The organism is Variovorax sp. KBS0712, from assembly GCF_006323185.2.
GTDB lineage: Bacteria > Pseudomonadota > Gammaproteobacteria > Burkholderiales > Burkholderiaceae_C > Variovorax > Variovorax boronicumulans.
The window spans coordinates 1,389,662-1,416,154 of record NZ_VCCD02000002.1 but is presented as its reverse complement, the minus strand read 5'-3'; the positions used below and the strand labels follow the sequence as shown (position 1 = coordinate 1,416,154).

Sequence of the window (26,493 nt, the reverse complement as noted above, 5' to 3'; positions counted from 1 at the left end):
GTCATAGGTGGTGAAAAGAGATTCACCACACCATGACAGGACCTGCAGCAGACCCGACCGAGACCGCGCACGCCGGCGCGCAGCGCTGGCATCGCCTGCGCCGTGCCTTCGCGCTCGCGAGCCTGGTGCTGCTCGCCGTGCCGGCCGCCGCGCAAACGCCCACCGCCGATGCGGCCTTCGAGTGGCACCAGCCCGCGCAGCCGCTGAGCAGCGCACTGACCGCGCTCGCTGTGCGCACGGGGCTGCTGCTCGGCGTCGATGCCGAGGTGGTGCGCGGCAAGCGCGCGCCCGCGCTGCAGGGCCGCTACACGGCGCGCGAGGCGCTGCTGCAGCTGCTCGAAGGCAGCGGCCTCGAAGCGGTGCGCGGCGCTTCGGGCGGCTACGCGCTGCGCGTAGCGGCGCAGCGCGCACCGGGGCCGAAGCCACAGGCCGAAGCGCCCGCGGCAGGCGGTGCGCTCAGCGAGGTCACGGTCACCGGCGGGCGCGACACCGGCACCGTCACCGAAGGCACGGGCTCCTACACCACCGACGGCGCGATCGGCACCGCGACGCGGCTCGAACTCAGCTTGCGCGAGACGCCGCAGTCGGTCAGCGTGCTCACACGCGACCGCATCGACGACCAGGGCCTGGGCCAGATCAGCGACGTGCTGCGCCAGGCGCCCGGCCTGAGCTTCGTGCAGAGCGGCAACGCCGGCACCGACGCCAACGCCGTCTATGCGCGCGGCTTCGAGGTCGAGAACTACCAGGTCGACGGCATCCCGCAGGCCGGCACCTGGCTGCTGCAGACGGGTGACCTGGCTTTCTACGACCGCGTCGAGGTGGTGCGCGGCGCCACCGGCCTGCTCAACGGCGTGGGCACGCCGGCGGCCACCGTCAACCTCGTGCGCAAGCGCCCCGGCAACGCGCTGCAGGCCAGCGCCTCGTTCAGCGCAGGCACATGGAATCGGCAGCGCGCCGAGCTCGACATCGGTGGGCCCGTCACCGCCGACGGCCGTGTGCGTGCGCGCGTGGTCGCGGCCGTGCAGGACGGCGATTCGTGGATCGAGCGGCACCACGAGAACAAGCGCCTGTTTTACGGCATCGTCGAAGCCGACCTCGCGCGCAGCACACGCCTGAGCGCCGGCTTCGAGCTGCAGCGGCACGACAACGACGGCGTGGCGCGCGCCGGCCTGCCGCTGCATTTCAGCGACGGCAGCGAGGCCACCTACGGCCGCTCGCGCAGCGCCGCCGCGCGCTGGGCCCACTCGTACCAGGACCAGCGCCAGTACTTCGCCGCGCTCGACCACCGTTTCGACAACGGCTGGGCCGTGCACGCCGCCTTCAACCGCTCGCGCCGCGCCTACGACGACGTCATCGGCTACGCGCTGCGCGGCTACATGGACCGCGCCACGGGTGCGGGGCTCGGCCTGTGGACGAACCGCTGGAACGCGGTGCCGGTGCAGAACGCATTCGACCTGTACGCGAGCGGCCCCTTCGAACTCCTCGGCCGGCGCCATGAGCTGGTGCTGGGCTACAACGCCTCGCGCACGCACAGCGACGCGCCGCTGTACGCGGGCTGGAACGTGGCGGGCTTCGACCCGTGGATCGCGAACTTCAACAGCTGGAACGGTGACCTGCCCGCCCAGCCGCAGCAGCCCGTGACCGGCCGCCAGGAAACCGCCACGCGCCAGTCGGGCGCCTATGCCACGGTGCGGCTGCGGCCCACCGATGCGCTCTCGGTGATCGTCGGCGCGCGCGCGAGCGACTGGAAGGACGTGACGCGCACCGTCCCCCTGCAGCGCGCCGCCACCCTCACCACGCGCAGCGAGAAGGGCGTCGTCACGCCGTACGCGGGTGTGGTGGTCGACCTCGACAAGCACTGGTCGGCCTACGCCAGCTACACCAGCATCTTCAAGCCGCAGGCCGGCAAGGACCGCAGCGGTACCTACCTCGATCCGCTCGAGGGGCACGCCTACGAAGCGGGCGTGAAGGGCGCGTTCCACAACGACCGCCTCAACCTCAGCGCCGCCGTGTTCCAGGTGAAGCAGGACAACCTCGCCGTGCGCCTGGACAACGAGTTCGCGCCCGACGGCTCGGCCGCCTACCGCGCCGCCAAGGGCACGACCACGCGCGGCTACGAATTCGAAGTGGCCGGCGAGCTGCTGCCCGGCTGGCAGGTCGGCGGCGGCTTCGCGCACAGCGTGGCACGCGACGCGGCCGGCCAGCGGCTGAACACGCAGGTGCCGAAGAACCTGCTGAAGCTCTTCACCAGCTACCGCATCGCCAGCATCGGCAACGGCCTGACCGTGGGCGGGGGCCTGAACTGGCAGAGCGACACCTACAGCACGGGCCTGGGTCCCTCGGGCCACGCGCGCTTCACGCAGCAGGCCTACACCACGCTCGACCTCATGGCGCGCTACCCGATCAACAAGCACCTCGCCGTGTCGGTGGCGCTGAACAACGTCTTCGACACGCGCTACCGCACCAGCACCAGCAGCAGCTTCTACGGCGCCCCGCGCCACCTGCTCGTGACCTTGCGCGGCACCTACTGACGCACCGCGTTTTTTCTCCGCAGCCAGGTCGCTGCCGGCCCCTTCGCGGCCGGGTGCGTCGCTAGCCATCTCCTGCCAACGGGCGTTGCCGACCTCTCGGGTCGGGCCGCCCCCTTTCTTCATGCCATGAACCAGCATTCGTTTTCACGCGCCCGCTTCCGGCGGTCTCCCGTGGCTCTTGTCGCCCTGCTTTGCTGCGGCGTCGTCAGCGCGCAGCAACAGCCCGCCGCCAGCGGCGCGGCGCTGTTCGAAGTCACCGTCTCGGGCGACCGCAGCGGCCGCACCGAGGGCAGCCGCTCCTACACCGCCGAGCAGGCGTCCACCGCGACGCGCATGGACCTGTCGATCCGCGAGACGCCGCAGTCGGTGACCGTGATCACGCGCGAACGCATGGACGACCTGGGCAGCGCCCGCATCGACGACGTGCTGGGCCAGACCACCGGCATCATGGTCGGGCAGGCCGACAGCGAGCGCGTGAACTACTCGGCGCGCGGTTTCTCGATCAACAACTTCCAGATCGACGGCATGCCGCGCGGGCCGAATTCGCCGCTGTCCGACACCGTGCTGTACGACCGCATCGAGGTCATCCGCGGCGCCACCGGCCTCATGGGCGGCACGGGCGATCCGTCGGCCACCATCAACTCGGTGCGCAAGCGCCCCACGCGCGAGTTCCAGGGCAGCGCCTCGCTCAGCTACGGGCGCTGGAACCACAAGCGCGCCGAGGTCGACCTGTCGGTGCCGCTCACCGCCGACGGCCGCATCCGCGCGCGCACCGCGCTGGCCTGGCAGGACCGCGACTCGTACATGGACATGTACCACGAGCGCAAGACCGTGGGCATGGTGATCGTCGAGGCCGACCTCACGCGCTCCACCTTGCTCACCGCCGGCATCGACTTCCAGGACAACAAGCCCACGGGCGCGACCTGGGGCGCCATTCCCTACTGGAACCACGACGGCACGCTCGCCAACCTGCCGCGCAACACCAGCCTGAGTGCGCCGTGGAGCACCTGGGCCAACAAGCAGCACACGGCCTTCGTCTCGCTGCAGCACCGCTTCGACAACGACTGGAAGGTGCACCTGGGCTATGCGCGCACCACCAGCACCAACAACACCACCGTGGCCAACGGCGGCGCGGGCTACCCCAACCGCTTCACCGGCCAGGGCATGAAGCTGTGGAGCGGTGTGTGGGGCGAGGGCGAGTACGTCAACGACAACTTCGACCTGTACGCCACCGGCCCCTTCAGCCTGTTCGGGCGGCGCCACACCTTCATCGCCGGATGGAACGGCGGCAACCAGACCTACACCTCGCAGGGCGGCACGCCGGTGATCCCGTACCCCGAGGCCATTCCCGACTACCGCACCTGGACCGGCAACATCCCGCGCCCGATCTTCCTGGCCGACGGCTCCAAGACCGTGGGCTTCACGCAGCTCAACGGCGGCTACGTGGCGGGCCGCTTCAGCATCACCGACCCGCTGAGCGTGATCGTCGGCGCGCGCGTGAGCAACTACCGCAGCTACACGCACGCCTACAACACGGCGCAGCAGTACACGCGCACCACGGGCAAGTCGGAGTCGAAGGACGAGGTCACGCCGTATGTCGGCGTGGTCTACGACCTGGACAAGCGCCACTCGCTGTATGCCAGCTACACCACGCTGTTCCGTCCGCAGACCTCGAAGGACCGCAACGACCAGTACCTCACGCCCGAGACCGGGACCAGCGCCGAGCTGGGGGTGAAGGGCGAGTACTTCGGCGGCGCGCTCAATGCCTCGGCCGCCGTGTTCCAGGTCAAGAAGAAGAACCTGGCCGAGCTCGACCGCAGCGTGCCCGCGGGCTTTCGCCTGCCCGACGGCGGCCAGGCCTACGTGGCCAGCGGCGACGGCGTGACGGCGCGCGGCCTCGAGTTCGACGTGTCGGGCCAGATCACGCCCGATTGGAACGTGGCCGCCGGCTACACCTACCTGGATGCCAAGACCGCCAAGGGCGCGCGTGCCGTGCCCAACCAGCCCAAGCACCTGCTGCGCCTGTCGACCGCCTATCGCTTCGGCGGCGCCTGGCGCGGCCTGAAGGTCGGCGGCGACATGACGGCGCAAAGCGGCATCTACGGCGAGTCGTGGTATGGCCAGCCGCCGCTCTTCAGCATGAAGGACCCGCTGCCGCGCATCTCGCAGAAGGCGTACGCGGTCTTCAGCCTCATGGCCAGCTACGAGATCCACAAGAACGTCACGGCGCAGCTGAACATCCGCAACGTCTTCGACAAGAAGTACTACCGCAACGTGGGCTTCTACGACAGCGTGTTCTGGGGCGAGCCGCGCAACGTGAGCCTGACCCTGCGCGCCAAGTTCTGAACAAGCAGCCTTCCATTCCGTCTCAACCATCAATCAACCTAGGAGCATCGATCATGAAGAAACCCCTGTTCTCCCTTGCCACCCTCGCGGCGGCCGCGTTCGTTTTCTCGGGCGCCGCGCACGCCCACTTCGTCTGGCTCGAACCCGCCGCGGGCGGCGAGGCCAAGGCCTACTTCGGCGAATGGGCCGACGACCTGCGCGAGACCGAGGCCGGCCACCTGAAGCTGGTCAGCGCGCCGCGCGGCATCGCCGCCGACGGCAAGCAGACGCCGGCCACGCGCCATGCCGACCACTTCGTGGTCAAGGCCGACGCCAGCGGCGACGCGCGCCTCGTGGGCGCCTACGTCAGCGACAAGGGCGTGGCGAGCCTGTACCAGGCACGCACCGGCCGCACCGAAACCGTCGCGCGCCACACGCTCGAGCTCGTGCCGCAGGCCGCCAACAGCAACAGCTTCACGCTGCTGCTCGCGGGCAAGCCGCTGCCCAAGGCCGAGGTGGTCGTGTTCGGCCCGCCCAAGTGGGAGAAGAAGTTCACCACCGACGACGCCGGCCAGGTCACGCTGCAGACGCCCTGGCCCGGCCAGTACGTGGTCGAGGTGAACCACACCGACAAGGACGGCAAGGGCAGCTGGGACGGCAAGCCCTACACGCAGACGCGCCACGTCGCCACGCTGAGCTTCGTCGTCCGGTGAGGGCGGGGCTTCCGGCGCGGGGGTGCTTTTGATGAGCACCTTCGCGCTGGTGTGCGCCCTGTTCGCGTCGGCGCTCGGCGGCTTCGTCACGCTGAGCCTGGCGATGGACCGTCACTACGAAGACGCCCACGGGCGCGGCCGCACGCCGGGCCCGTCGCGGCCCTGGCAGCAGCTGGGCGGTGCGGCGCTGCTGGGGCTGTCGCTGGTCGCCGCGCTGCGCCTGCGCGGGCTGGCCATGGGCTGGGTGCTGTGGCTGGGCGCCCTCACGGCCGCCGCGCTCGTGGTGGTCGGCCTCGTGAGCTACCGGCCCGGCTGGGCGCGGCGCGTCGGCGCCGTGGCCTCGGTGCTGGGCGTCGCCACGGCGGCGGCGTACGGGCTGCTCCTGCTTCCATAGCAGGGCATCCGGAGGGGCAGGGCGGGCTGTCGCCTGCGCTACGCGCGGGGTCTTGGCCCGCGACTACGATGCGGCTGCGTCGCCGATGCCCGGCACATTCACCCATCAAGGAGACACCATGAGCAGCGCCCTCACCAACCACCAGGTCCGTCTTGCCAAGCGCCCCGAGGGCACGGCCACGCGCGAGCACTGGCGCTTCAGCACCGAGCCCGTGGCCCAGCCCGACGAGGGCGGCGTGCTGGTCAAGACGCTGTCGCTGTCGCTCGACCCCGCCATGCGCGGCTGGCTCAACGACGCCAAGAGCTACATCCCGCCCGTGGCCATCGACGAGGTGATGCGCGCCGGCGGCATCGGCCGCGTGGTGGCCTCGAAGAACCCGCAGTTCGCCGTGGGCGACACCGTGTACGGCACGCTCGGCGTGCAGGAATACATGCTGATCCCGCAGGACCAGATCAAGCGCAACGGCCTCGTGAAGGTCGACCTGCGCGTGGGCACCATCACCCAGTGGCTCAACGTGCTGGGCATGCCCGGCATGACCGGCTACTTCGGCCTGATGGACGTGGGCATGCCCCAGGCGGGCGAAACCGTGGTCGTCTCGGGCGCGGCCGGCGCCGTGGGCCAGACCGTGGGCCAGCTGGCCAAGATCAAGGGCTGCCGCGTGGTCGGCATCGCCGGCGGCGCCGCCAAGTGCGACTGGGTGGTGAAAGAGCTGGGCTTCGACGCCTGCATCGACTACAAGGCCGGCGCGGGCGCGGTGCGCGAAGGCCTCAAGACCCACTGCCCGAAGGGCGTGGACATCTACTTCGACAACGTCGGCGGAGAGATTCTGGACGCCGTGCTGGCACGCCTGGCACGCAAGGCCCGCGTGATCATCTGCGGCGCCATCAGCCAGTACAACAACGCCAACAGCATGCCGGCCGCCGGCCCGAAGAACTACCTGAGCCTGCTCGTGAACCGCGCGCGCATGGAAGGCATCGTGGTGTTCGACTACGCCGACCGTTACCCCATTGCCATCGCCGAGATGGCCGGCTACCTGAAGGACGGCCGCATGAAGAGCAAGGAAGACGTCGTGAAGGGGCTCGACACCTTCCCCGAGTCGCTGAACAAGCTGTTCGCTGGGGAGAACTTCGGCAAGCTGGTGCTGCAAGTCGCCGAAGACTGACGCTGCCGAAAGCATCAGCAGCCCCGTCAGGCGGGGCTGCCCCCCAGCGGGGCATCGGGAAGACGACCGATCGTTGGCAAACGCGGGCGGGCCTTGCGCAACGGTCGGTCAGACCTTCGACGAGATGATGGCTTCCAGCTGGGACCCTGCCGGAATCTCCCCGATCCTGGACAGCAGTTCATCCGACCAGCGGGCGGGCGTGCTCGTGGCTTTGACAGCCGCCATGTAGAAGGCGGTGAAGATGAAAAACAAGCTGACCCATGGAAAGCCGAACACCCCGAAAAGAACGCTCCAGGGGTGCGTCTTGAGGGACTGATGGGGCGGGATGACCCACGATCCGATGGACCGCAGAATGCTCCCTTGAGGCTGCTGGCGAAGGTCCGCGATGTCAGCGCCCATGGCATGGCTGCTGCCCATGAAGCCACGCAAGGCAGTGTTGAGCCTGGAAACAACCAGGGTGCCGCTCCAGCTGTCAAAGGTCTGAGTGACCGGTATGTCGATGCTGCTTCCCTCGCACGGTCCTGAGCTTTCGATCCGCAGGAAATGCTGGTGCAGCCATTGTCCAGCGCTCAATCGGCGGCTGGTTTCGAAGGCATCGAAACGAACTTCCTTCCATGCCACAGGGCGCAACTGGCCATCGCTTGCCCAGTAGCCCCGCTGCGCTTCGCAATCGAAGACCGCATAGGTCGGCGCACGTTGAAACAGAAAGCTTCGAGGATACAAAAACTGCGTGCAGACCATCACCAGCAGAAACATGGCGATGCCAAGCGAGAGAAGGAAAGATGCCCATCCGTTGGGCCCGTCGTCGCCCACGATGAAGGTCGCGCACAGCAGGCAGAGCAAGACCATCGAGCAGAACGACGCGAATGCTGCGCCCGTCTGCAACCTGTTTCGCGCAGGTCCGATGAGGACGATGTTGTCGCTGACCTTGTGCAGCACTGCCGACAGGGCCCCATCCGAGGGGGTTTTCGATGAGGTCATCGTGCTCTCGGGACAGGTGGGTATGAAAGGGAAGAAATTCTGACAACCTCCGCGCTTCGTCAGTGGGCCGGTCGTGTGAACGACCTGCACGGCGCATGGACCACAGCAAGATACTGGACGCTCTGGGGGCCGTCATTCAAGCAGCGCTGAAGGCCGACCCGATGCACTGGCTGTGGCCCAGAATCTCCGCACCCAGACCCATCGAGCCCTGATTGGATGATTTTCAAGAAAATGCAGCACGATACAGCTGCATCGGAGGACGCTGAACGTGCTCAAGCATGGTGAGTTCGTGGCACCAGCCATCGCGTTGCTGCAAGGCGTCGAGCCTGTGCCGAACACGGTAGACGGCCAGGCGCTCAATGGCGTGCTGGAGCGTTTCAGAAAGAACAAGCGCGCCAGCGACGAGCCCAGTGCCATGAACAATGTGGTGGCGGTGTTCAAGGACGCGATCGTGCTTCAGCAACCGGGGGCATCCGCACAGATGCGCGGATTTGCGTTGATGAGCGTGGCGGCCGGCGTTGTCGTCCAGACATGGGCCCTCTGGATGGCGGTTTCCTCGGGAATATTGAGCGTGTTCACGTCCTGGCGGCATCCGTTCCTGGCGCTGGAGATGGTGGTCGTTGCATTCCTGGCGTTCTACGTTTTTCCCCGCTGGTACCTTTTCTTCTTGCGCATGGACCTCTTCGCCCCTGAGGACGAGCCGACCGTCTTCGACCGCAAGCACCGCAAGGTCTATCGCCTGTTTCCGCCGCTCGACGGTTCTGCCGACAGCGGGTGGCGGCGCCTGCGCCTCAAACCCATCGCGCTGCAGGCGGTGGAATACGACTGGGCTTGCATCACGGCCGAACATCGTGTGACGTTGGCATCCACTGGTCAGGCCCTCTCGCGCCTGCACAGCCTGACGCTGGTGGTGCGCGACTACCGCAAGCCCGACGAAAAGGAGGGCCGCCTGCTTGATGAATTCGATGTGGGCAACAGCCTGGGCATGGGCGAGTACACCGTGCCGATGCTGTGGGAGCACATCCGTCGCTTCATGGAAGACGGGGGGGCTGGTGTTCCGCAGGGCGAGCAGCTTCAAATCTTCGAGCGCCCCCGCAGCTTGTGGCAAAGCATGGGCGTGGTCAGCCCCTTCGGGCCCAAGCTGGGCTGGTGGTGGAGAACCAACCGTTTTCCGACCGTTCTTTTTCTGCTCCTTTTTCCTGTGACGTTGCCGTTCTTCACCCTGTGGGCGCTGTGTAACTGGATCAGCCACATGACCATGCGCAAGGTCATCTGGCCGCAGGAGGTACTGGAACGGGTGGGGCGGCCTTTGCCCGTCAGGAAGTCGCCTTGAGCGGTGAAAGCGGCAGCGTCGCCTCGCCCCGCCGATTGCACGGCGCATCGGCCGCCGGAGATCGATGCCGCAGGCGACGGGTCAGTCGTCCAGGTTGGGCCGCATCGGAATGTCGCCCATCGCATCGTCCTCGCGCAGGCCGCGCGCGGCCTTCAGCAGTTCGATCGAGAGGCCGTCGCCGTGGCCTGCGAAGCCCTGGGCGATGCCTTCGAGCACGGTCGACAGGTTGGTGTCGCCGTCGGTGCGGGCGTCCATGCTGATGTTCAGGACCCGCGCCGCCATCTGCCGGTAGGTGACGGCGCCCGCGCCCTCCAGCGCGGCCACCAGGTCGAGGTACAGCGCCAGGTTCATGTCGAACACCAGCTTGGGCGTGATCTCGAAATCCTCGGTCTTGTTGTTCTTCTGATCCATGGGGGTGACTCCTTTTTCCTGAGCCTCCACTCTAGCCACAAAAAACGACAAGCTCTGTCGGGCATCGCCCTGATTTGTCTCATTTCGCACGCGTGCCCATCACCGCGGCCGAGATGATCAGCGCCGCCGCCAGCGCGATGCTGGCCGTGAGCGCCCGGCCGGTCACGGCCAGCAGCAGCGCGGTGGAGGCCAGCGGCGTGAGGTAGCTCAGGATGCCGATCTGCCGCGCGTCGCCGCGCTTGAGCGCCATGTCCCACACGAAGAACGCCGCGCCCAGCGGGCCCAGGCCGCACAGCGCGACCAGCAGCCCGTCCTTGGCCGACAGCGCCACCGACGGCTCCAGCAGCGCATGGCAGGCCAGCGAGAGCGCGCCCGACACCAGCCCGAACAGGCCGATGGCCGAGGTCGGGAAGGGCGTGACGCGCTGCGTCCACAGCGAGTAGCTGGCCCAGATGAAGGCCGAGCCGGCCGCCGGCAGGAAGCCCCAGTACGTGGCGGGCGCGCCGGGAAGCGCCGCACTGCCGCCGCGCGCGCCGAGGATCGCGATGGCCGCGCCCGCAAAGCCCAGCAGCGCCGCCACCACATGCAGCGGGCGCAGCGACACGCCCGGCAGCAGCACCGGCGCCAGCACCACCATCAGCAGCGGCCAGAGGTAGTTCACGAGGTTGGCCTCGACCGGCGGCGCATGCCGCAGCGCGATGAACAGCAGGAAGTGAAAGCCGAAGAGCCCGTACACCCCGAGCGCCAGCGTGCGCGGCGGCACGCGCCAGGCGCGGCGGTCGCGCAGCACCAGCGGCCAGCTCGGCACGCTGCCGACGATCAGCGCCAGCCCGGTCAGCAGGAAGGGCGGCAGGTGCGACAGCGCGGTGCCGAAGGTGGCGAGCGTGGCCCACAGCGCGATGGCGAGCAGGGCGTAGAAGGTGGCGGGCATGGACGCCGAGGCTACGCGCCGCGTTCGTCGCGGCCCGACGGTGCGTCGTCGCGCAACGACGGTGTCAGCGGCGCAGGGCGGCCGTGAGCGCCGACGGCGACCGGTAGCCCGTGCGGCGCGCCGTCTCGGCCACGCTCAGGCCTTCGAGCCGCAGTTCGCGCGCATGGGCCAGCCGCAGTGTGCGCAGCCAGAGCATCGCGCTCTGGCCCTGCTCCTCGCGGCAGCGCTGCGCGAACTGGCTGGGGCTCAGGCAGGCGACCTCGGCCAGGTCGGCCACGCCCAGCGGCCGGTGCCAGTTCGTCTGCGCCCAGGCCGCGAGGGCCGGCCAGTCGATGCGGCGGCGGCGCGTGTCGGCGACCGACGGGGCGACGGCGCCCCAGGCCTCGAGCAGCAGCGCCGGACCGTGCTGCAGGGCGAGCGCCGCGTGCTGCGGCTGCTGCAGGCAGTGCGCGAGGTAGCGGGCCAGCGCGTGCAGCCGGGGCGCATCGGCCGGCGGCTGTTCGACGCAGCGTGCCCACGGGGCATGCGGCGTGTCGAGCACGAGGCAGACGCTGCCGCCGCGCCGGGCCTCGAAGTCGTGCCGGTCGCCGGGTGCGACGACCTGGGCCTGGCCCGTGCCGATGCCCGAGCCGCGGCCTTCGACTTCGATCTCGAGCACGCCGTCGAGCCCGAGCAGCACCTGGAAGTGGTCGTGCGCATGGCTGCCGCGCGATGGCGTGTAGTCGCGCAACGAGAGGACGGGGGCGGGCGTGTGCATGGCGGGAGCGATTGTCCGCGCCGCCCCGCCGCCTGTCATCACCCCAGCCGCAGCAGCAGCGCCGAGGCCGCGCACACCAGCAAGAACGGAATGCTGATGCGGTGGAACTCGCGCAGCCCGTGCGGCAGCTTGGCCAGCCGCAGCGCGATCAGGTTGGCCAGCGAGCCCAGCACGCAGCCGAAGCCGCCCACACTCACGCCGGCCGCCAGCGCGGGCAGGTCGTGCACGTAGCGGTCGAGCAGGATCGCCGCCGGCACGTTGCTGATGACCTGCGAGGCCGCAATGGCCGCCAGGTAGGCGCGCCAGCCCTCGCCGATGGGCCAGTGGCCCAGCAGCGCCGCGATGGCGGGCAGCTCGGCGGCCTGGCGCAGGTCGACGAACATCAGCGCGATGATCGCCAGCAAGGCCCAGTCGATGCCGCGCAGCACGCGCGGGTAGGTGAGCAGCAGCACGCCGAACACCGCGCCCAGGCCGGGCAGCAGCCAGTGGCGGTCGAGCGCGACCACGAAGCCGACGAACAGCACGCCGGCCAGCGCCAGCAGGCGCGGCTGCACGGGCGCGGCCTCGGTCTCCTCGCGCAGCGCGATCGGCGTGTGCGGCACCAGCCACCACACGGCCACGAAGAGCCAGAACAGCATGATCGCCACGGTCGGGCCCATCATGGCCATGAAGCCGAAGAAGCTCTCGCCCGAGCGGTGCCACAGGTACAGGTTCTGCGGGTTGCCGATGGGCGTGAGCGCCGAGCCCGCGTTGACGGCCAGCGCCTGCAGCACCACCAGCCGCGCCAGCGGCAGGTGCGCCTGCACGGCCAGCACGCGCGTGAGCGGCACCAGCAGGAACAGGCTCACGTCGTTGGTCACCAGCGCCGACAGCAGCGCGGCCGTGGCCGTGAGCGCCATCGCCAGGCCGCGCTGGCTGTGCGTGTGCGCCAGAAGGCGCCGCGCGGCGGCCTGCAGCATGCCGCTCTTCTCGACGCCTTGGGTGATGGCGAGCAGGCCCGCCAGCGCGCCCACGGTCTGCCAGTCGACCAGCCGCAGCCAGTCCATCGGCGCGCGCGGGCGCACGAAGGCGAACACGACCGCGACGGCCACGAGCACCCACAGCAGGCCGTTGCCGCCGCCGTGTTCGGGCGGGGCGGTGTCGGTGCTTGCGGCGCTCACTCAGGCACTCAGGTCGCGCAGCTCGCGCTTGAGCACCTTGCCGATCGCGCTGCGCGGCAGCTCGTCGATGAAGCGCAGGCGCGCCAGCCGCTGGGTCTTGCCGACCTGCGCGTTGGCCCATTGCAGCAGCGCCTCTTCGGTGGTGGCGTCGCCCTCGCGGCGCACCACGAAGGCCGCGGGCGTCTCGCCCCACTGCTCCGACGGAATGCCGACCACCGCCACGTCGGCCACCGCCGCATGGCCGCGCAGCACGCTTTCGAGGTCGCTCGGGTAGATGTTGAAGCCGCCGCTGATGATCATGTCCTTCTTGCGGTCGAACAGCGTGAGGAAGCCGTCGGCGTCGAAGCGGCCCACGTCGCCGGTGCGGATGAAGCGCTTGCCGGTGGCGTCGAACCATTCGGCCTCGCGCGTCTTCGCGGGCTGGCGGTGGTAGCCGGTCATCATGCCGGCCGAGTGGCCCACCACCTCGCCGGCCACCTCGGTGTCGCCGCGCGGCAGCTCGTTGCCTTCCTCGTCGATCAGGCGGATGTCGCTGCCCGGCGCGGGCTGGCCCACGGTGTGCAGCTTGGTCGGGTTCAGGTGCGCCTCCAGGATGCAGGTGCCGCCGCCTTCGGTCATGCCGTAGAACTCGACCAGTCCGCCGGGCCAGCGCTTGAGCACGTCGGCCTTGAGCGCCGCGTTGAAGGGCGCGCTGGTGCTGAATTTGTGGCGGAAGGTCGACAGGTCGTGCGCGTCGAAGCGCGGGTGTGCCATCAGCCGCTGGTACTGCACCGGCACGAGCATCGTGTGCGTCACGCGGTGCTTTTCGGCCAGTTGCAGGTAGCCCAGCGCGTCGAACTTGGGCATCAGCACCACGCAGCCGCCAAAGGCGAGGGTGGGGAAGAACACGACCAGCGTGGTGTTGGAGTACAGCGGCGTCGACAGCAGCGTGACCGTCTCGGGCCCGTACTCGTACTTGGCGCCGCGCTGGATGTGCGACCAGCGCATGCCGTGGCCCTGCACGATGCCCTTGGGCTCGCCGGTGGTGCCCGACGAATAGATGATGTTGAAGGCCCAGTCGGGCTGCGCGTCGACCGGCTCCGGCTTCGCGCCGGGCGCGGCGAGCCAGTCGTCGAGCGCGCGGCCGACGTCGGAGCCGTCGAGCGCGATGTGCGGCAGGCCGGTGGCCTGCGCGGCGCCGACCACTTCGGCGGCCGAGGCGTCGGTGAACAGCAGGCGCGCGTCGGCGTCGGTGATCATGCGCGCCAGGCTGGCGGGCGCCGAGCCGGGGGCCAGCGGGGCCACCGCCACGCCCGCGCGCAGCGCGCCCAGGAACACGGCGGCATAAGGCACCGACGAGGCGGCGCAGACGGCGATGGCGTCGCCGGCGCGCAGGCCGTCGCGCTGCAGGGCAGCGGCGATGCGGTCCATGAGCGCGTCGAGCGCGCGGTAGTCCAGCGTCTGCTGGGCATCGGCCAGCGCGGGGCGCTCGGGGGTGTGCTGGGCGTGGAGGCGGACCAGGTCGGCAAGGGTGCCGAAGTCGCGCGCGGCGGCGTCCTGGAGGGCGGGGTGCAAGTTCAAGGTCGATCCTTCGTCTGGGGCCAGACGGCAGGATAGCGAAGAAGCCCGCCGCGGGGTGTGCCGCCCGCGACGAAACCCGATCAGCCGGCGGTGTCGTCGCCCTGCTGCGCCACCTCGAACAGCGCGCGGATCAGTGGCCGGTCCTTGCGCACCGCCAGGCAGCACAGCGAGTAGCTGATCGAGAGCTCGTCGTCGTCGATCTCCACCATCTTCAGGCCGGGCAGCGGAATGCACTCGATCTGCGTCACGAAGCCCACGCCCATGCCGTTGGCCACGGCGTGCAGGATGGCCTCGCGGCTGTTGATCTCCATCACGCAGTGCATCTGCACGCCCTGCTGCGCGCAGGCGCGCTCCACGCGGTGGCGCGTCTTGGAGCCGGGCTCGCGCAGGATCACCGGCTCGCCCGCGATGTCGCGCGTGGCGATGGTGCGCTTTCGGGCCCACGGGTGCTTCGCGGGCACCACGGCCACGATGCGCTCCACGCGGTAGGGCACCTGGTGCAGGCCTTCGATCTCGGGCGGCTCCACGAGGATGCCTACGTCGATGTCGAAGTCCTGCAGCCCGCCGAGCGTGGAGGCCTCGGAGCCGATCGACACCGTCAGGTCGAGCCCGGCGTGGCTGCGCTTGAAGCTGCGCGCCAGCTCCAGCGCAATGGGCGGCGACACCGCGCCCACGCGCACCAGCCCCGTGCGCAGCGTGTGGGCGCGCTGCAGGAACTGCATCGCCTCTTCCTCCTGCCCGAACAGGCCCTGCGTGATCGCATACAGCTGCTCGCCCGCGGCCGTGAGCCGCACGGCGCGCCCGCTGCGCAAAAAGAGCTCGACGTTGAAGCGCTCTTCCAGCGCCTTGACCTGGTCGGTCACGGTGGGCTGGCCGATGTGCAGGTAGCGCGCGGCCGTGGTGAAGCCGCCGGTCTTGGCGACGGCGTGGAAGCAGCGGATCCACTTGTAGTACTGGTGAAACATGAAGGCGGTCGTGAGGGGCGTGCGCCGAGCCTCCCTCAGATGCGGCGCTGGCGCCTATGCAGGCTTTCCCCAAGGCATCCATCGGTTTTGGACGGGTTGCACGCGCGAAATGCGATTGGACGCCCCGGTGCGCCGCTTCGACACTGCGGCCCAGACAGAAACCGGAGACAAAAAACATGCCCCACGCCTACCGCAACCCCGTGTCCATTCATTCCGGGCGAGGCAGCCTCGCACGGCTGCCCGCGCTCCTGGCGGGGCGCCGCGTCGCGCTCGTCACCTTCCCCGAGGCCCGCGGTCTCGGCCTGGTCGATCGCCTGCAGGCGCTGCTGGGCGACGCGCTCGTCACCGTGATCGACGACGTGCGCCCCAACCCCGACGTCGCCCACCTGCGCGACCTGTACAACACCTTCTGGCAGTCGGACGCGTCCTGCGACGCCATCGTGGCGGTCGGCGGCGGCAGCGCCATCGACACGGCCAAGGCGCTGATGGTGGGCACGGCCAACGGCCAGTTCGACGAGCTCGTCGCGCTGCTGGCCACCGGCAAGCCCTTCGTGCCCGCCAGCGTCAAGCCGCTGATCGCCGTGCCGACCACCGCCGGCACCGGCAGCGAGGTGACGCCGTGGGCCACCATCTGGGACGCCGGCAACCAGAAGAAATACTCGCTGCACCTGGACGCCACCTGGCCCGAGGCCGCCATCGTCGACCCCGAGCTCATGCTCTCGGTGCCGGCGGGCACCACGGTGTCGACGGGGCTCGATGCGCTGTCGCACGCGCTCGAAGCGATCTGGAACGTGAATGCCAACCCGGTCTCCGACACCTTCGCCGTCTCGGCCGTGCGCGACATCTTCGACTGCCTGCCGGCGCTGCTCAAGGACCTGGGCAACCTCGACCTGCGCGAGCGCATGGCGCTGGCCGCGCTGAAGGCCGGCATGGCGTTTTCCAACACCAAGACGGCGCTGGCGCATTCCATCTCCTACGAGATGACGCTGCGCCACGGCCTGGCCCACGGCATCGCCTGCTCGTTCACGCTGCCCCTCGTGCTGGAGAAAGCCTGGGCCCGCTCGCCCGACCGCGACCGGACGCTGCAGCTGCTGTTCGGCGCCGACCTGGCGACCGCCACGCAGCGACTGCGGGCTTTCCTGCAGGGGCTTGGCGTGAAGACCGAGTTTGCCGACTATGGCGTGGCGGACAGCGAAGCGGCGGCCATGATCGCGCGCGCCATGGACGGGGCGCGCGGCAAGAACTTCATCGGCGCGGCGGCGTTGGCCTGACAGGCAGGGACTGCGCAGCGAGAAAAGACAGAGACAGCCAGACAAGACAGCCAGACAAGACAGCCAGACAAGACAGCCAGACAAGACAGCCAGACAAGACAGACAGCATGCCGGCCATCGAGCCGGCCCCACGGGCCCCACGCCCGTCAAGACAAGGAGACATACCATGCAAGCGGCCAATCCCATCCTGCAGGCGGGCACCTACGCACGCCCCCTCGACAATTCGTTCCGCAAGGCGCAGTGGCGGATGCTGCTGGCGGCCATGTTCTGCTACTTCTTCTTCTACACGGGGCGCCAGACCTTCGGCTTCGCCATCCCCGGCATCCAGAAGGAGTTCGGCCTCTCCAAGGAAATGCTGGGCTGGGCCTCGACCTCGCTGCTGTGGTGCTATGCCGTCGGACAGGCCATCAACGGCAACCTGGGCGACAAGTTCGGCGGACGCCGCGTGATGACCGCCGGCGCCATCCTCTCGTGCGCCGCCAACTGGGTCGTGAGCTTCGCGGTCGGCTTCAAGAGCCTGGCCATTCCGTGGGGCATCAACGGCTACTTCCAGGCCCTGGGCTGGGCGCCGGGCAGCCGGCTGCTGTCGAACTGGTGGGGCGCGGGCGAGCGCGGCAAGGTCTACGGCTTCTACGTGTTCGCCGCCGGCTGCGCCTCGGTGCTGTCGTTCGTGACCTCGATCATCGTCGTCAACGTACTGCACCTCGATTGGCGCTGGATCTTCCGGCTCCCCGTGCTGCTGATGCTGGTGGGCGGCATCGCCTTCTACCTGATCGCCCGTGAGCGGCCGGAAGACCTGGGCTTCAAGTCGCCCGACACCGGCGTGGCCAACAACAACCCGCAGGAAGCCGACAAGGCCGGCGTGGCCGACGGCGAGCCGCAGGAAAGCTCCTGGTCGCGCTACAAGGCCGTGCTCAGCAACCCCAAGCTGATGATCGCCGCGCTGGCCATCGGCTTCCAGAACGCAGCGCGCTACGGCCTCATCGTCTGGGTGCCGGTGCACTTCCTGGGCAAGGACTGGGCCAAGGCCGCCGACGGCATGATCGACCCGGCCTGGATCTCGGTGGCGCTGCCCGTGGGCATGGCCTTCGGCGCGCTCACCAACGGCTGGATCTCCGACAAGGTGTTCGGCTCCAAGCGCTACAAGGCCATCGTGCTGTACATGCTGCTGGGCGCCATCGCCTCGATGGGCATGTACCTGCTGCCCACCAGCATCCTCGGCCTGGGGCTGCTGTTCCTGGCGGGCTTCTTCGTCTACGGCCCGGCCTCGTCGTTCTGGGCCCTGTGCCCCGACCTCGTGGGCGCCAAGCGCGCCGGCACCGCCACCGGTGTCATGAACTTCTTCTCGTACCTGCTGGCCGGCCTGGGCGAACCGCTGATCGGCCGGATGCTGGACCACTCGGGCAGCACCTCGGTGGTGTTCCCCATCGTCGCGGCCAGCTGCCTCATCAGTGCCTTCATCGCGCTGTTCATCCGCCGCTGAGGCCCGCGCACCGACACACCCAACTTGCCAAGGAGCATCTCTTCATGAAATCCGATCGACTCGAAGTGAACGGCCGCAGCTACCGCTGGATGGTCCGCCCGGTGGTCGTCGTCTGCGTCGACGGCTGCGAGCCCGCGTACCTCGACGCGGCCATTGCCGCCGGCGTGGCCCCGTACCTCGAGGCCATGCGCAAAGGCGGCGCCGACCTGCTGGCCGATTGCGTCGTGCCCTCGTTCACCAACCCCAACAACCTGTCGATCGTGACCGGCGCGCCGCCGGCCGTGCACGGCATCTGCGGCAACTACTTCTTCGACCGCGAGCTGGGCCAGGAAGTGATGATGAACGACCCCAAGTACCTGCGCGCCGGCACCGTGCTGGCCGCGTTTGCCGATGCCGGCGCCAAGCTCGCGGTGGTCACGGCGAAAGACAAGCTGCGCAAGCTGCTGGGGCACAAGATGAAGGGCATCTGCTTCTCGTCCGAGAAGTCGGACCAGGTGACGATGGAAGAGAACGGCATCGACAACGTGCTCGACATGGTCGGCATGCCGGTGCCCTCGGTGTACAGCGCGGAGCTGTCGGAGTTCGTGTTCGCCGCCGGCGTGAAGCTCATGGAATCGCGCCGCCCCGACCTGATGTACCTGTCGACCACCGACTACGTGCAGCACAAGGCCGCGCCGGGCAGCCCCGCCGCGAATGCCTTCTACAAGATGATGGACGGCTACCTCGCGCAGCTCGATGCATTGGGCGCCACCATCGTGCTCACGGCCGACCACGGCATGAACGACAAGCATGGTGCCGACGGTTCGCCGAACGTCATCTACCTGCAGGACGTGCTCGACGGCTGGTACGGCCCGGACCGCGCGCGCGTGATCCTGCCGATCACCGATCCGTACGTGGTGCACCACGGCGCGCTCGGTTCCTTCGCCACCGTGTATGTGCCCAGCGAGGACGAGGTGCCCGGCTGGATCGACCGCATCCAGCGCATTCCCGGCATGCAGCTCGTGCTCTCGCGCAAGGAAGCCGCACAGCGCTTCGAGCTGCCGCCCGACCGCATCGGCGACATCGTGGTGGTGAGCGAACAGAGCACCGTCATCGGCACCTCGGCCACGCGCCACGACCTCACGGCGCTCGAAGTGCCGCTGCGCTCGCACGGTGGTGTCTCGGAGCAGAAGGTGCCCTTGATCTGCAACCGCCCCGTCGCGGGCGTGGCGAGCACGCGCCGGCTGCGCAACTTCGACGCGCTCGACCTCGCACTGAACCACGCCCAAGGCCCGCTGGTGGCCGCCGCCTGAACTTATTTGACGGAGCATTCCATGAGCAAGTCCGACCACGCCGCCCTGAAGCCCGGCACCGTGTACCGCGAAGCGCTGCGCATCGCGGGCGAAAAAGTCCACCGCGACCGCACCATCGAGGTCACCTACCCGTACACCGGCGAGGTGATCGCCACCGTGCCCAAGGCCACGCTGGACGACGTGCGCCATGCCCTGCGCATCGCCCGCGACTACAAGCCAACGCTCACGCGCTACGAGCGCTACAAGATCCTCATGCGCGCCGGCGAGATCATCGCTTCGCGCCTGGATGAAATGTCGCGCACCATCACGCTCGAATCGGGCCTGTCGCGCAAGGACTCGCTGTACGAAGTGGGCCGCGCCTCCGACGTGCTGCTGTTCGCCGCCAACCAGGCGCTGGTGGACGACGGCCAGGTGTTCTCCTGCGACCTCACGCACCACGGCAAGAGCCGCAAGGTCTACACGATGCGCGAGCCGCTCCTGGGCGCCATCACCGCCATCACGCCGTTCAACCACCCGCTGAACCAGGTGATCCACAAGGTGGCGCCGGCCATTGCGACCAACAACCGCATCGTGCTGAAACCCAGCGAGAAGACGCCGCTCACGGCCTTCCTGCTGGCCGACATCCTGTACGAAGCCGGCCTGCCGCCGCAGATGCTGTCGGTGCTCACGGGCGACCCGAAGGAAATTGCCGACGAGCTGCTGACCAATGCCGACGTCGACCTCGTCACCTTCACGGGGGGCGTGCCCATCGGCAAGTACATCGCGGGCAAGGCCACCTACAAGCGCCAGATTCTGGAGCTGGGTGGCAATGACCCGATCATCGTGATGGAAGACGCGGACATCGAGGAGGCTGCGACGCTGGCTGCCAACGGGTCGTACAAGAACTCGGGGCAGCGCTGCACGGCCGTGAAGCGCATGCTGGTGCACGAAGCCGTGGCTGATCGTTTCGTCGAACTGCTGGTCGAGAAGACCCGCGCGCTGAAATACGGCGACCCGATGGACCCCGACACCGACATGGGCACCGTGATCGACGAGGCGGCTGCGAAGCAATTCGAAGCCGTGGTCAATGAAGCGATCGCAGCCGGCGCCAAGCTGCTTTACGGCAACGAACGCCGCGGCGCGCTGTACTCGCCCACCGTGCTTGACCACGTCGACCCCGAGATGACGGTGGCCAAGCACGAGACCTTCGGCCCCGTGTCGCCCGTCATCCGCTTCAAGAACATCGACGAGGCGATCCGCATCTCCAACGGCACGGCCTACGGCCTGTCGTCCTCGATCTGCACCAACCGGCTGGACTACATCACGCGCTTCATCCGCGAGCTGAACGTGGGCAGCGTGAATGTGCGCGAAGTGCCGGGTTACCGCCTGGAGCTCACGCCCTTCGGCGGCATCAAGGACTCGGGCCTGGGCTACAAGGAAGGCGTGCTCGAGGCCATGAAGAGCTTCACCAACACCAAGACCTACTCGTTGCCATGGTGACCGGCGCGGCGCACGAGGCGCATGGCGCATCGCGCGCCGTGCGTGAAACCCCACCGCCGATGGCGCTGGCCGTGGCGGCCAAATGGCTGTCGCGCTACAGCCGCGCGCCCGTGCCTTCGTCCAAGGTGACCGACTCGGAAAGTGAGACCGCCGGCGACGGGGACCGCAACGCCGCACGCTGGATCGCCTGACCCGCCAGCACGCGCGCATGCGCATCGGCCGCGAGGATGTCGTCGAGGTTCTCGTGCGCAGATGCGGGCGCGTGTTGCAGGCAGTCTTCCACCACGTGCGCAATGTCGGTGTAGCGCAGGCACCCGTTCAGGAACGCATCGACCGCCACTTCGTTCGCCGCATTGAGCGTGACGCTCGCCGTGCACCCCTCGCGCAGCACCTCCAGCGCCAGCCGCAGGCAGGGAAAGCGTTTCAGCTCGGGCGCTGCGAAGCTCAGGTGGGCGAGCTGCAGGACGTCCAGCGGCGCTACGCCCGAGTCGATGCGCTCGGGCCAGGCCAGCGCGTGCGCGATCGGCGTGCGCATGTCGGGGCGGCCCAGCTGCGCCAGCACCGACTGGTCGGCATAGGCCACCATCGAATGGATCACGCTCTGCGGGTGGATCACGACCTCGATGCGCTCGGGCGGCATCGCGAACAGCCAGCGCGCCTCGATGGTCTCGAGGCCCTTGTTCATCATCGTCGCGGAGTCGACCGAGATCTTGCGGCCCATGCGCCAGGTGGGATGCGCGCAGGCCTCGTCGGGCGTGACGCGGTCCAGCGCCTCGATCGGGCGATGCAGGAACGGCCCGCCCGAGGCGGTGAGCACCAGCCGCTGCACGCCCGCGCCGCCGGGCGGCGCGCCCGCCAGGCACTGGAAGATCGCGTTGTGCTCGCTGTCCAGCGGCAGCAGCGTGGCGCCGTGCGCAGCCACCGCGCGCATGAACAGCGCGCCGGACATCACGAGCGCCTCCTTGTTCGCCAGCAGGATCTTCTTGCCCGCACGCGCCGCCGCCAGCGACGACAGCAACCCCGCCGCACCGACGATGGCCGCCACCACCGTGTCGCAGCCCGCCGACTGCGCCACCTCGCACAGCGCCTGCGGGCCGTGCATGACCTCGGTGCGCAGGCCGGCCGCGCGCAGCCGCGCCTGCAACTGCATGGCGTCTCGCGCATCGCCGACCACCGCGACCTCGGGGCGGAAGGCGACGCAATGCGTGAACAGCTTGTCGAGGTTGCGGTGCGCCGTCAGCGCGTGCACCGTGAAGCGGTCGGGGTGGCGCACCACGAGGTCGAGCGTGCTGTCGCCGATCGACCCGGTGGCACCGAGCAGGGTGAGGCGTTGCGGGGCCATGGCAGTGCCTTCACACGGCAGCGATCGGCACGACGCGCTCGCGCGACGACGGCTTCATCCACGCACCCAGCCGCTCGCGCGCCTCGGCATCGGCGCCGTAGCGCGCGGCCACGTAGGTCTCGACCAGCCGCGTGAAGTCGTCGGCGATGTGCTCGCCCTTGAGCGTCAGCGCGCGTTCGCCGTCGATGTACACCGGCGCCACCGGCTGCTCGCTCGAGCCCGGCAGCGAGATGCCCAGGTGCGCGAGCCGGCTCTCGCCGGGGCCGTTGACCACGCAGCCCATCACGGCCACGTGCATGTCTTCCACGCCCGGAAAGCGCACGCGCCAGGCCGGCGCCTGCGCGTGCAGCCAGCCTTCGATCTGGCTGGCCAGCGACTGGAAGAAGGTGCTCGTGGTGCGCCCGCAGCCGGGGCAGGCGGTCACGCTGGGCGTGAAGGCGCGCAGGCCCATCGACTGCAGGATCTGCTGCGCCACCAGCACCTCGCGCGTGCGGTCGCCGTTCGGCTCGGGCGTGAGCGACACGCGGATGGTGTCGCCGATGCCCTGCTGCAGCAGCACGCCCATCGCGGTGGCCGAGGCCACGATGCCCTTGGAGCCCATGCCGGCTTCAGTCAGGCCCAGGTGCAGCGGGTAGTCGCAGCGCGCGGCGAGCTCGCGGTACACGGCGATCAGGTCCTGCCCCTGGCTCACCTTGGCCGACAGCACGATGCGATCGGGCGGCAGGCCGACGTCTTCGGCGCGCGCGGCGTTCTCCAGCGCCGAGACGATGAGCGCCTGGCGCATCACCTCGTCGGCGGGCTGCGGCTGCGCGGCCTGCGCGTTGGCGTCCATCAGGCGCGCCAGCAGCGCGGGGTCGAGGCTGCCCCAGTTCACGCCGATGCGCACCGGCTTGCCGTGGCGGCAGGCGATCTCGATGAGCTGGCAGAACTGCGCGTCGCGCTTGTCGCCCCGCCCGACGTTGCCGGGGTTGATGCGGTACTTGGCCAGCGCCTGCGCGCAGTCGGGGTACTGCGCGAGCAGGCGGTGGCCGTTGAAATGGAAGTCGCCCACCAGCGGCACATTCACCTGCTGGCGCGCGAGCGCGTCGCGGATCGGTGCGACCTGCGCGGCGGCCTCTTCGTTGTTCACGGTGAGGCGCACCAGCTCGGCTCCGGCGCGCGCGAGCGCAGCGACCTGTGCCACGGTGGCGGCCGCGTCGGCGGTGTCGGTGTTGGTCATGGCCTGCACGGCCACGGGCGCGTCGCCGCCGATGCGCACCGCGCCGACACGCACCTGCCGCGAGAGGCGGCGTGCGACGGGCGGTTTCATGGCGTGGCCTCTATGGCCGTGTCCGCCGCGAGTTCGGCCGGAAGCCGGAACACCACGTGCTCCTCGCGCCCGGGCAGCGTCAGTAGTTCCACCTCGGCCAGGCGGCGCAGCGCGGCCACCACGTCCTGCACCATGGTCTCGGGCGCCGAGGCGCCGGCGGTGACGCCCACCGCGCCGGCGTCGCGCACCCAGTCGGGCTTGAGCTCGCTGCCCTGCGCGATGAGGTAGCTGCGCACGCCGGCCTGCGCCGCGATCTCGCGCAGGCGCTGCGAGTTGGAGCTGTTCTGCGCGCCGACCACCAGCACCACGTCGACCTGCTGGCTCAGTTCGCGCACGGCCGTCTGCCGGTTCTGCGTGGCGTAGCAGATGTCGCGCGTGTCGGGCCCGACGATCTGCGGAAAGCGCCGCTGCAGCGCGTCGATGATGCCGCGCGTGTCGTCCACCGACAGCGTGGTCTGCGTGATGTAGGCCAGCGGCGTGTCGGCATCGAGCACCAGCGCGTCCACGTCGGCCTCGGTCTGCACCAGCGTGACCGGCGCGGGAATCTGCCCCAGCGTGCCCGTCACCTCGGGGTGACCGGCGTGGCCGATGAGGATCAGCGCATAGCCCTTGGCGGCATAGCGGCGCCCCTGCTCGTGCACCTTGGTGACCAGCGGGCAGGTGGCGTCGATCGCGCGCAGGCCGCGCGCGCGGGCTTCGACCTCGACCGCGTGGCTCACGCCGTGCGCGCTGAAGATCGCCACCGCGTCCGCGGGCACTTCGGCCAGCTCCTCGACGAAGACCGCGCCCTGCGCTTTCAGGTCGTCGACGACGTGCTTGTTGTGGACGATCTCGTGGCGCACGTAGATGGGCGTGCCGTGGCGCCGCAGCGCGTGTTCGACCGTGTCGATGGCCCGCACGACGCCGGCGCAGAAGCCTCGGGGCTGGGCAAGGATGACGCGCATGGTGGGGGCTCCTCGAGAGGTTGGAGGGGTCAGTTCACGCGGTGGACCACGAGATCGGCCAGCTGCCCGAGCCGCTCTGCACGCACGCCGCAGGGCGCCAGCGCCGCATGGGCGCGCGCGTTCAGCGTGCGGGCCAGCGCGCGCGAGGCGTCGAGGCCCAGCATTGATACACAGGTCGGCTTGTCGTCGTACGCGTCCTTGCCCGCGGTCTTGCCGAGCGTGGCCGTGTCGGTGGTCGCATCGAGGATGTCGTCGACGACCTGGAAGGCCAGGCCGATGGCGCTGCTGTAGTCGTCGAGCGCGCGGTACAGCGCGGCATTGGCCGGCACGTCGGCCAGGCCGCACAGCGCGCCCATGCGCACCGCCGCGCGGATCAGCGCGCCGGTCTTCATGCGATGCATCTGCTCGAGCGCCGGCCGGCTCAGCGCGCGGCCCGCGCTCTGCAGGTCGATGGCCTGGCCGCCCACGAGGTGGCGCGAGCCGGCCGCCGTCGCGAGCTCGCACACCAGCGCGATGCGGCGCTCGGCCGGCAGCGGCAGTTCGCCCAGTGTGAGGAAGGCCTGCGCCTGCAGTGCATCGCCCACGAGGATGGCCGTGGCTTCGTCGTAGGCCACGTGCACGGTCGGCTTGCCCCGGCGCAGGTCGTCGTCGTCCATCGCGGGCAGGTCGTCGTGCACGAGCGAGTAGACGTGGACCATCTCGATGGCGGCGCCCGTGGCGTCGAGCGCGTCGGGCGGTGCGTTGACCAGGGCGCCCGCGGCCTGACACAGCAGCGGGCGGATGCGCTTGCCGCCGCCGAGCGTGGCGTAGCGCAAGGCCTCGTGCAGGCGCGAGGGGAGGGTGTCGGACGGCGGCAGGTGCATGCCGAGGGCAGCTTCGGTCCGCTGGACCGTGCCGCGCATCCATTCTTCGAAGGTGTCGGCCGGTTCGATGTCCGCTGCCGGCATCTGCCGTGCTTCATGGCGCATGGCTGGCTTCCCGAAGGCGCACCGGTGCGGCATCGCGCTGCGAAGGCACCGGGAGGGCGCCGGGGTCGAGGCCGTCCACCAGGCCGCCGGGGTAGAAGCGGGAGGCCCAGCGCCGGTGGGCGATCATGGTCTTGTCGCTCGCGATCAGCTGCGGATGCCTCACGAAGCGCTTGGCGTTCCAGATCTGGTAGTCCGGCTTGACAAACCATCCCAGCCAGAAATTGGCGAACGGCACGAGCATGCGATAGGTCAGGTTTCTGAGCATCGGCGGCCATCGGTTGACCCGTGCGATGCTCAGCTGGTTCGCCACGTCCAGGCGCCACTTCAAGGGCTCGGTTTGGACGAAATGCGCGATGGAATTCAGCCGGACCCCGAGGTCCGGCATGTGGAAAAGACCCACAGCGCAGCCCACGCCGTAGTTCAGGAAGGTGCCCAGGAAGCGCTGTCCCTTCCAGCGCGCCGTGAGCGTGACTTCGAACAGGCTGCCGTCGATCCGGTACGACATCTGCGTGTCCGTGAGGCCGTGGACCCAGCCGAAATGTGCGACGTCCGCGCTGTTCTCGACGCCGTCGTGCGCCTGGCCCTTCAGCTCCTGGTGGACGTAGAGCGCAGCGGAGCCTGCCTCGAAGTCCTGGGTCGGCATCTCCCAGGTCGGTGGCAGGCCGGCATGATCAACCCACACGAGGATGCCGCCGTCGACCTCCCGCACATGGCGGGCCGTGAGGGCGGCGCGTGGCGGGCTGTCGCCCCCGCCAGTGCGAACGCAGCCGCCGTCGGGGCCGAACGCGAGTCCGTGCAGCGGGCACACGAGGTGCTCGCCGTCGACCTTGCCGCCATGGCCCAGGTGCGCGCCGAGATGGGGGCAATAGGGTTCGACGACGCGCACGAGCCCCGCGTGCGTGCGATACAGGACGAGGTCCTGCCCCATGAAGGCAACGGTGCGAACCTGGCCCGGCTTGAGTTCGTGGGCGAAGCATGCCAGGAACCACCCGTCGGCATAGGGCAGGGCCTGGCGCGTCTCTCCCACGGTGCTGCGGAACTGGGGGCAGACGGCCCGCGTGTTTTCGCTGCACCGCGCCACCGGGGGCGGTGCGCCGTCGACCCTGGCCTGAAACAAGGTATTGGTCATGCGGGAACTCCTGTCTTTGCGTCAAAGTGCCATGGCCGGGCCTGGGCCGGCCT

General features: G+C 69.4%; 22 protein-coding genes. 10 read left to right on the top strand and 12 right to left on the bottom strand.

Going from position 1 to position 26,493, the window contains the following annotated elements:
• The first annotated feature begins 32 nt into the window (after positions 1 to 32).
• The 5 genes from FFI97_RS23570 to FFI97_RS23550 all read left to right on the top strand — a co-directional run bounded on the left by FFI97_RS23570 (position 33) and on the right by FFI97_RS23550 (position 7,125).
• The gene (locus tag FFI97_RS23570; RefSeq protein WP_139705565.1) at positions 33 to 2,531 is read left to right on the top strand and encodes a TonB-dependent siderophore receptor; all 2,499 of its coding nucleotides are present in this window, start codon (positions 33 to 35) and stop codon (positions 2,529 to 2,531) included.
• Positions 2,532 to 2,702: 171 nt separating this feature from the next.
• Entirely contained in the window at positions 2,703 to 4,877 is a 2,175-nt protein-coding gene (locus FFI97_RS23565; RefSeq protein ID WP_185993699.1) for a TonB-dependent siderophore receptor, read from the top strand.
• Between the two features lie 53 nt (positions 4,878 to 4,930).
• Positions 4,931 to 5,569: a DUF4198 domain-containing protein gene (locus tag FFI97_RS23560; protein WP_095747033.1), complete on the top strand. Its 639-nt coding sequence runs from the start codon at positions 4,931 to 4,933 to the stop codon at positions 5,567 to 5,569.
• A gap of 31 nt (positions 5,570 to 5,600) precedes the next feature.
• The gene (locus FFI97_RS23555) at positions 5,601 to 5,963 is read left to right on the top strand and encodes a DUF3325 domain-containing protein (protein WP_139705561.1); all 363 of its coding nucleotides are present in this window, start codon (positions 5,601 to 5,603) and stop codon (positions 5,961 to 5,963) included.
• Positions 5,964 to 6,081: 118 nt separating this feature from the next.
• Positions 6,082 to 7,125 carry an NADP-dependent oxidoreductase gene (locus tag FFI97_RS23550; protein ID WP_095747032.1) on the top strand — a complete coding sequence of 348 codons (1,044 nt, stop codon included), beginning with the start codon at positions 6,082 to 6,084 and terminating at the stop codon, positions 7,123 to 7,125.
• A 108-nt stretch (positions 7,126 to 7,233) separates the two neighbouring features.
• On the opposite strand, the gene FFI97_RS23545 is transcribed toward FFI97_RS23550, so the two are convergent.
• Positions 7,234 to 8,106, bottom strand: a complete 873-nt coding sequence (locus tag FFI97_RS23545) for a hypothetical protein (RefSeq protein WP_139705560.1) — start codon at positions 8,104 to 8,106, stop codon at positions 7,234 to 7,236.
• A gap of 268 nt (positions 8,107 to 8,374) precedes the next feature.
• On the opposite strand from FFI97_RS23545, the gene FFI97_RS23540 reads away from it, so the two are divergent.
• On the top strand, positions 8,375 to 9,439 hold the full coding sequence (locus FFI97_RS23540; protein WP_139705558.1) for a DUF6708 domain-containing protein: 1,065 nt from the start codon (positions 8,375 to 8,377) through the stop codon (positions 9,437 to 9,439).
• Positions 9,440 to 9,520: 81 nt separating this feature from the next.
• Here FFI97_RS23540 and FFI97_RS23535 read toward each other — a convergent pair whose 3' ends face one another.
• From FFI97_RS23535 to FFI97_RS23510, 6 genes are all read right to left on the bottom strand, one after another.
• Positions 9,521 to 9,850: a hypothetical protein gene (locus FFI97_RS23535; RefSeq protein ID WP_095747028.1), complete on the bottom strand. Its 330-nt coding sequence runs from the start codon at positions 9,848 to 9,850 to the stop codon at positions 9,521 to 9,523.
• Positions 9,851 to 9,929: 79 nt separating this feature from the next.
• A complete protein-coding gene (locus FFI97_RS23530; protein ID WP_070061911.1) occupies positions 9,930 to 10,781 on the bottom strand; it encodes a DMT family transporter in 852 nt (283 codons plus the stop codon).
• 64 nt (positions 10,782 to 10,845) lie between these two features.
• Entirely contained in the window at positions 10,846 to 11,538 is a 693-nt protein-coding gene (locus tag FFI97_RS23525; protein ID WP_139705556.1) for a helix-turn-helix domain-containing protein, read from the bottom strand.
• Between the two features lie 38 nt (positions 11,539 to 11,576).
• The gene (locus tag FFI97_RS23520) at positions 11,577 to 12,698 is read right to left on the bottom strand and encodes an SLC13 family permease (RefSeq protein ID WP_139705554.1); all 1,122 of its coding nucleotides are present in this window, start codon (positions 12,696 to 12,698) and stop codon (positions 11,577 to 11,579) included.
• Positions 12,699 to 14,252 carry a class I adenylate-forming enzyme family protein gene (locus FFI97_RS23515; protein ID WP_139705572.1) on the bottom strand — a complete coding sequence of 518 codons (1,554 nt, stop codon included), beginning with the start codon at positions 14,250 to 14,252 and terminating at the stop codon, positions 12,699 to 12,701.
• An 86-nt stretch (positions 14,253 to 14,338) separates the two neighbouring features.
• Entirely contained in the window at positions 14,339 to 15,223 is an 885-nt protein-coding gene (locus tag FFI97_RS23510; protein ID WP_139705552.1) for a LysR substrate-binding domain-containing protein, read from the bottom strand.
• Positions 15,224 to 15,399: 176 nt separating this feature from the next.
• On the opposite strand from FFI97_RS23510, the gene psrA reads away from it, so the two are divergent.
• From psrA to phnY, 4 genes are all read left to right on the top strand, one after another.
• On the top strand, positions 15,400 to 16,494 hold the full coding sequence (gene psrA, locus FFI97_RS23505; RefSeq protein ID WP_139705551.1) for an iron-containing alcohol dehydrogenase PsrA: 1,095 nt from the start codon (positions 15,400 to 15,402) through the stop codon (positions 16,492 to 16,494).
• Between the two features lie 166 nt (positions 16,495 to 16,660).
• Positions 16,661 to 17,977 (top strand): MFS transporter, encoded by a 1,317-nt coding sequence (locus FFI97_RS23500; protein ID WP_062480079.1) that lies wholly within the window; start codon positions 16,661 to 16,663, stop codon positions 17,975 to 17,977.
• 44 nt (positions 17,978 to 18,021) lie between these two features.
• Positions 18,022 to 19,269: a phosphonoacetate hydrolase gene (gene phnA, locus FFI97_RS23495; RefSeq protein ID WP_139705549.1), complete on the top strand. Its 1,248-nt coding sequence runs from the start codon at positions 18,022 to 18,024 to the stop codon at positions 19,267 to 19,269.
• A 21-nt stretch (positions 19,270 to 19,290) separates the two neighbouring features.
• Positions 19,291 to 20,748 carry a phosphonoacetaldehyde dehydrogenase gene (gene phnY, locus FFI97_RS23490; protein WP_139705547.1) on the top strand — a complete coding sequence of 486 codons (1,458 nt, stop codon included), beginning with the start codon at positions 19,291 to 19,293 and terminating at the stop codon, positions 20,746 to 20,748.
• A gap of 94 nt (positions 20,749 to 20,842) precedes the next feature.
• Here the strand turns inward: phnY and ispC are convergent, their stop codons facing one another.
• The 5 genes from ispC to FFI97_RS23465 are packed head-to-tail and all read right to left on the bottom strand — an operon-like array spanning position 20,843 to position 26,440.
• Positions 20,843 to 22,090: a 1-deoxy-D-xylulose-5-phosphate reductoisomerase gene (gene ispC / locus FFI97_RS23485; RefSeq protein ID WP_139705545.1), complete on the bottom strand. Its 1,248-nt coding sequence runs from the start codon at positions 22,088 to 22,090 to the stop codon at positions 20,843 to 20,845.
• Between the two features lie 10 nt (positions 22,091 to 22,100).
• On the bottom strand, positions 22,101 to 23,399 hold the full coding sequence (gene ispG, locus FFI97_RS23480) for a flavodoxin-dependent (E)-4-hydroxy-3-methylbut-2-enyl-diphosphate synthase (RefSeq protein WP_139705543.1): 1,299 nt from the start codon (positions 23,397 to 23,399) through the stop codon (positions 22,101 to 22,103).
• Complete coding sequence (ispH, locus tag FFI97_RS23475) at positions 23,396 to 24,343, bottom strand: 4-hydroxy-3-methylbut-2-enyl diphosphate reductase (RefSeq protein ID WP_139705542.1); 948 nt, start codon at positions 24,341 to 24,343, stop codon at positions 23,396 to 23,398. The genes ispG and ispH overlap by 4 nt, the downstream gene beginning before the upstream one ends.
• A gap of 29 nt (positions 24,344 to 24,372) precedes the next feature.
• Positions 24,373 to 25,290 carry a polyprenyl synthetase family protein gene (locus FFI97_RS23470; RefSeq protein WP_409574647.1) on the bottom strand — a complete coding sequence of 306 codons (918 nt, stop codon included), beginning with the start codon at positions 25,288 to 25,290 and terminating at the stop codon, positions 24,373 to 24,375.
• A gap of 10 nt (positions 25,291 to 25,300) precedes the next feature.
• Entirely contained in the window at positions 25,301 to 26,440 is a 1,140-nt protein-coding gene (locus tag FFI97_RS23465) for a Rieske 2Fe-2S domain-containing protein (protein ID WP_139705540.1), read from the bottom strand.
• Between the last annotated feature and the right edge of the window lie 53 nt (positions 26,441 to 26,493).